Annotated in this window: 5 protein-coding genes; 1 reads left to right on the top strand and 4 read right to left on the bottom strand. The window is 66.0% G+C overall.

The window, feature by feature from the left end:
• Window positions 1–89: 89 nt before the first annotated feature.
• From GGQ96_RS20995 to GGQ96_RS20980, 4 genes are read right to left on the bottom strand one after another with little or no spacing between them, the layout of a single operon-like run.
• The gene (locus GGQ96_RS20995; protein ID WP_184117183.1) at window positions 90–2,795 is read right to left on the bottom strand and encodes a strawberry notch-like NTP hydrolase domain-containing protein; all 2,706 of its coding nucleotides are present in this window, start codon (window positions 2,793–2,795) and stop codon (window positions 90–92) included.
• A gap of 59 nt (window positions 2,796–2,854) precedes the next feature.
• Window positions 2,855–3,691, bottom strand: coding sequence for a DUF7146 domain-containing protein (locus GGQ96_RS20990; protein ID WP_093068089.1), 837 nt, complete (start codon window positions 3,689–3,691; stop codon window positions 2,855–2,857).
• Window positions 3,692–3,729: 38 nt separating this feature from the next.
• Entirely contained in the window at window positions 3,730–4,041 is a 312-nt protein-coding gene (locus tag GGQ96_RS20985; protein ID WP_093068092.1) for a hypothetical protein, read from the bottom strand.
• Window positions 4,038–4,715 carry a ParA family protein gene (locus tag GGQ96_RS20980; protein ID WP_093068094.1) on the bottom strand — a complete coding sequence of 226 codons (678 nt, stop codon included), beginning with the start codon at window positions 4,713–4,715 and terminating at the stop codon, window positions 4,038–4,040. Before GGQ96_RS20980 ends, GGQ96_RS20985 begins: the two co-directional genes overlap by 4 nt.
• A 262-nt stretch (window positions 4,716–4,977) precedes the next feature.
• Between GGQ96_RS20980 and GGQ96_RS20975 the strand changes: the two genes are divergently transcribed.
• A complete protein-coding gene (locus GGQ96_RS20975) occupies window positions 4,978–5,301 on the top strand; it encodes a hypothetical protein (RefSeq protein ID WP_184117182.1) in 324 nt (107 codons plus the stop codon).
• Window positions 5,302–5,395 lie beyond the last annotated feature (94 nt).

Below are 5,395 nucleotides of genomic sequence, written 5' to 3'. Positions count from 1 at the left end.
GACTTGACCCGCAAACCCGCGGGCCTGACATTACCCCCACGACCCGGGTCACTTCTCGATGAAAACGCCGGGTCAACTCTCAGTGAAAATCAACATCCGGTGACCTCCGCGACGTTGTCGTGACCGAAGTGCTCCAGGATGCCGTCGAGGACGGCCGCGATCGGAGGAAGCGCGCAGAGCTGCTCGATGAGCGCGTCGCGTGTGGCCTCGGCTTCCGGGTTGGTGACGGGCGTGCCGCGTTCGTCGAACATCGGGCGCGAGCGGACCTCGCCGGTGTCGTCGCGATAAGGCACCATCTGCTGGACCGGGAAAGCGCGCTGCAGATAGTCGATGACCGCTTCGCGCGGGGACAGGTCCAGGTCGAGTTCGGCGCGTTCGTCCGGCGAGAGTTCGCCCAAGCGCCGATCGAGGATGGCCTCCGCGGTGCTGACCAGCTGCAGGACGACAGACTGGCCCGCCTCGAGGTGCTGCCGGACTGCGGCGATGACGGTCGGGAGCTTGCACGAGAGCAGGACGGCGCCGAAGAAGCGCTGCTTGCAGCTTTCGAAGCGGGAGCGTGCGGCCGCCTTCGCGCCGGAGTTCAGCGTATCGCCTCCGGCATCGACGACACCCGTCAGTTCGAGCGCCTGCTCCATGTTGCGGTGGATGATGCTCCACGCGTCCGCATAGGTGTCGTAGACCTCGATCTGGTCGGCCGTCAGCTCGTGGCGCAGGATCTCGTACTCGACCCCGGCGAAGCTGAGCGCCCTCGCCGTATAGAGACCCGTGGCTTTCAAGTCGCGGGCAACCAGCTCCATCGCGGCGATGCCGCCCTGGCGGATCTCGGTGATGAAGGCCTCGCGGTTGGCGAAGGACGTTTCCGGCCCCCAGAGGCCGAGCCGCACCGCATAGGCGAGGTTGTTGACCTCGGAAGCGCCGGTCGCGGAAGCGTAGAGCACCCGGGCACCGGGGAGACGGTTCTGGAGTAGCACGCCGGCGATCCCCTGCTGGGACCCCTTCTTGGCGATCATGCTCCCCTCCCCGCCTGCAACGCCGCCCATCTCATGGGCCTCGTCCCACGCGATGACGCCCTCGAAATCCTCGCCGGCCCAGGTGATGATCTGTTCCAACCGGCTCGCGTCGCCCCGTGTAGACCGCAGGGTCGGATAGGTGACGAACAGCACGCCTTCGGACATGCTGATCGGCTCGTCGATCTTCCAGCGGGAGAGCGGCTGCACGTCCGCGGCCATGCCGCCAAGGGCCGTCCAGTCTCGGATGGCGTCTGCGTGCAGGGCCTCGTTCTTCGACACCCAGATTGCGCGGCGCCGGCCCGCCAACCAGTTGTCGAGGATGACGGCCGCGACTTGGCGCCCTTTACCGGCGCCCGTGCCGTCCCCCAAGAAGAAGCCCTTGCGATAGCGGCTGCCGTTCTCGTCGATGACGAGGCCGACCCCTTCCTTGTCGGGGCGGAACCGGCCGGGGATGAACTGCGTCCAGGCATGGCCGGCATAGACGACGGTTTCGAGCTGCGAGGACGAGAGGAGCCGTTCGGACACGGTGCGTTCCGGGAGCGCCGGCACATGGGTGGGGATCGGGGCCGGGATGGATCCCATCGCGACCGACTCGACCAGCGCGGTGGGATGTTCGCCGGCGGTGTCGAAGACGATGCGGCTTGGCCGATACGGGAGATAGACCCCGGTCTGTTCGGCGAGCGGCGCGGGCGTGTCGAGGACCTGGTAGGTCACCGGCGCGACCTCGTTGCGCGTGGGCGCGCGGAACACGCGCGGGGCCGTGGCGGGCTTGGAGCGGACGCTGCGGAACAGCGACACGCTGCCGCCACGGGTGGCGGGCTTTTCCGCCTCGGCCGAGAGCGGCAGGCGCTCGGGCACCCGGAGCTCGCTGAGCAGCTCGCGGACGTTCGCACGCTGGATGGTGACGCCGTTCCCCTGCCCCACGCACTTGTCGAGCACGTACAAGCGCACCGCTACGCTGGTCCCATGCTTGCCGTAGGCGTCGGTCAGCCGAATCGACGTGCGGACAGCGACCTGCTCCAGCGTCGACGTCCAGGTCTCTCCCATCCGAGCGGAGTGCGTGAACCAGTCGGGCATGACGGCGACGATGCGCCCGTTCGGCCGCACACGCCGGATCGCGGCCTGCAGGTGGCGGACAGCAGCGAGCGAGTCCCCTCCCCGGCCGAAGGACCGCGAGAAGGGCGGGTTCATGATGATGAGGCCGGGACGGGGCAACGCGGCCATGGTGGTCGCGACCATGGCGCCGTCGTGGCCCGAGACCTGTGTGTCGGGGAAAGCGGCTTCCAGCCTGGCACGGCGCGTCGGGTCGATCTCATTGAGCTGCAGCGCCGCGACTGCCGGCAGCTGCGCCACGAGGAGGCCGTTACCCGCGCTCGGCTCGAGGACAATGTCCTGTGGCGTTGGCGCCGCGAGGTGGAGGGCGACCGCAGCGAGGTCGAGCGGGGTCGAGAACTGCTGCCACTCGATCTGCTCCTCGCTCCGAACGGTCTGGGTCGGGAGCCGGTGGAGGACCGCCGCGGCCGCCTCGATGTCTGCCACTACAATGTGCGGTCGCAATGCACTGCGTTTCCGCATTACAAGTGCAATGGCATGCTCCAGTACCTCGAAGCTCTCGCGCTGGGTCCAGCGCCCTTCGGCGTCGGTCCCTCCGTATGCGCCAATCATGGCGTCGTTCAGCATCGCCCTGGTGATCTTCACGTCCGCGAGGATCGCGGGTTCCAGGGCCTTGGCAGCTGCGGTGCAGGCGCCCGCGCGGAAGAGCGCGTCGTCGAACAGGTCGGTCATGGAGGGTCTCCGGATTGGTGGCTGCCCTTCGCAGCTCACCACTCCAGCCCCCCTCCCCTCTATGCTCCTGGCTTGACCTCGGCCCAGTCACCGTACCGGCGTGGCGGAGGCATGCGCCGGAGATCGAGCCCGCGTGGCCGATAGGCAGCCCACGCCTTGCGCCGCGCGCGCCGCCCCTCGGGATCGTTGTCCTCGGCAAAGATGAGCGTCGTGACGCTGTCGGGTATGTGGACCCGGTCGAGCCGCGCAGCGCCCAGGGTCGCCCAGCACGGAATGTCATTGATCTGGGTGAACATGGCGGCGGTCTCGAATCCCTCGGCCAGCGCAAGGGTGTCAGTCACACGGCGCCCTTGCCAGCTCGCGGCCGCGGGTGTCCCGAGCATGACCTTGTCGATGTACCCGCCATCCTTCAGGTCGAGGAAGACGCGCTGGATAGCCTTGAGGGTTCGTCCCTCGCGTGCCGCGACCAGCAGCGCGGGAAGGAAGCGTGTCGTCGGTTTTGGTCCCCAAGGGCAGCGGGGATGAAAGCGCAGGTCCTCGAATGGCTGGCTGATGCCGCGGTGGAGGAGATAGGCCTCTGCCGGCGAAGCCTGGACGGGCAAACCCTCGTTCCAGAGACGCTCGACATTGGCGGTGCCGACCCGGCGGGTCGGAGCAGGGGGGTCGTAGTGCCGGCCGGGTCGAAGTCGCGCGATCTCGCGGAGCACGTCCTCGGGATCGCAGCCGGCGAAGCAGTGAACGAGAATGCCGTCGTGGCCCTGCCTGATGGAGAGGCTCGGCGTGCCGTCCTGATGGGCCGGACAGCGGCACATTGCGTTGTAGCCCCGCCAGGTCCCGCCAAGAGCTCCGACGATATCGACAACCTGCTGGGTGGGTTTGAGGGCGATTATAGCCATGGTGCATCCTTTCTCACGATGCACCCGCCCCCTTTTCTCTAGTCTCTGGCCGTATCTGCAGCGTCCAGCAGCCGCACCAGCGCGTCCGAGTAGGATAGCGCCTCGCGATCGCAGAAGTCGTTGAATCGCTCGAATGTCGACGGCGTGATCCGCATCGTGAGCGGCCGGCTCTTGGTTTCCCGCGCGCGGCGACGCCGCGGCGGAGACGCACCCTGATAGTCGTCCGGGAGCGCCAGGGGCGCACCGGGAGGAGAGGAGGGGACCGCCTTGATGTCCGACAGGTCGAGAGCGCCGGTAGGCGGCTGCGGTGTCGGCTTGCCGAACTTCTTCGGTGCTGGTGCTTCGCTCATCCGTCGGCTTCTCCCTTGATGATCGCTACGATTTCGCGGAGCAGGCCCTGGACGCTCATTCGCGCCCGCTCTGTTCGCGCGAGATTGTGGGTCGCAAGCTCTTCCAGCGTCATGCGGTAGAGGAACATCGCACGGTATGCGTCGCCAAGCAGCAGTTCGGACGAGAAGACTCCGACAGCATCGCGGGTCTGGTCCATGATTTCGCGTTCAGCTCGCGAGGTGATCGCGGCGGTTCTTTGGGTGAACAGGACACGGTGGGGGAGGGGCTTCTTGCGTGCGCTCTCGATGAAGTCGATCTGTTCCAGAAACTCGATCGAACGCTCCAGGTCGGTTGCCGAAGCCCGCTGGGGGATGATCAGGACGTCCGCCTGAAGCGTGGCGTACATGACCATCTCGTTCATGGCGCCTTTGACGTCGACGATAACAAACGGGTGCTCGCGTGATGCCTCGTGGACAGCCTTCTCCAGGTCGCGCTGACCCATCTTGTGCCCGTCTTCGACCGTGATCCGGTCCTTGGCTTCCCAGTCCTGATACCAGCGGAAGAGCGAGTTCTGCTTGTCGGTATCGATGATGTGAACAGTCTGGCCTGCCGAGCGGATCTCGGAGGCGAGTGCGAGGGCGCTGGTCGACTTCCCGACGCCGCCTTTGATGGATCCTACCAAGATCACCGGCATGATGGTTCCCCTGTAATGCTAAACCGCAGCACAATGCAATGCGCGTTGCATGTGCAATCGCATTGTATGGCGAAAGCGCTAGCTGCGGGCAATCGCATTCTGCAAGCGACTGCCACTGCAATGCGCCCTGCAATGCGCCCTGCAATGCGCTTTGTACTGCGAGTGTGTAAAATTATTCCACTCCCCAGCCGTTCGATGATGTGCTCTTTTCGCGCCTATGAAGAGGGGTGGGATCAGTTGGGTGCAAAGCCTTGTCGGGAGCGTGGCGATCGTCGCCGCGGCCTCCGCGGCGACCGCGCAGCAAGTCGAGCTGGTGCCGTTCCGCACCGCGGACGACGGGGTCGTGATCGAGGTCGGCAAGCCCACGCCCAAGCCAGCGCCTGAACCTACCGCGATGGAAGCGGGGGTCTCGACCGATAGCCTGTTGCAGGACTTCGCCGGTCTTGCCCCGGCACCGACCATGATGCCGGCCGTTTTGCCGGAGCAGATCCAGCGTTCCTCGATCCCGGTGCCGTTGTGGATGCAGACCGGCAAGGTCAGCTTGAACGGGCTGGTCGCCGCGTCCGTCGCCGTGCCGCACCTTTAGGGGGCACCTCAAGGTTTGTCATATGGACAGCGGCAGTCGGAACAAATGGTCAACAAAAGCCTGAGCGTTGCCGCAAAGTATATTAAGTTTCGTG

Origin of the sequence: Sphingomonas abaci, assembly GCF_014199625.1 — a bacterium.
Lineage (GTDB): Bacteria > Pseudomonadota > Alphaproteobacteria > Sphingomonadales > Sphingomonadaceae > Sphingomonas > Sphingomonas abaci.
The sequence above is the reverse complement of the archived record's forward strand: the minus strand, read 5'-3'. Positions and strand labels throughout refer to the sequence as shown.

What these genes read in the sequence shown, in the direction of transcription:
- GGQ96_RS20985 (WP_093068092.1), bottom strand. Translation starts at nt 4,041, where the DNA reads ATGAGCGAAGCACCAGCACCGAAGAAGTTCGGCAAGCCGACACCGCAG.
- GGQ96_RS20980 (WP_093068094.1), bottom strand. Translation starts at nt 4,715, where the DNA reads ATGCCGGTGATCTTGGTAGGATCCATCAAAGGCGGCGTCGGGAAGTCG.
- GGQ96_RS20990 (WP_093068089.1), bottom strand. Translation starts at nt 3,691, where the DNA reads ATGGCTATAATCGCCCTCAAACCCACCCAGCAGGTTGTCGATATCGTC.
- GGQ96_RS20995 (WP_184117183.1), bottom strand. Translation starts at nt 2,795, where the DNA reads ATGACCGACCTGTTCGACGACGCGCTCTTCCGCGCGGGCGCCTGCACC.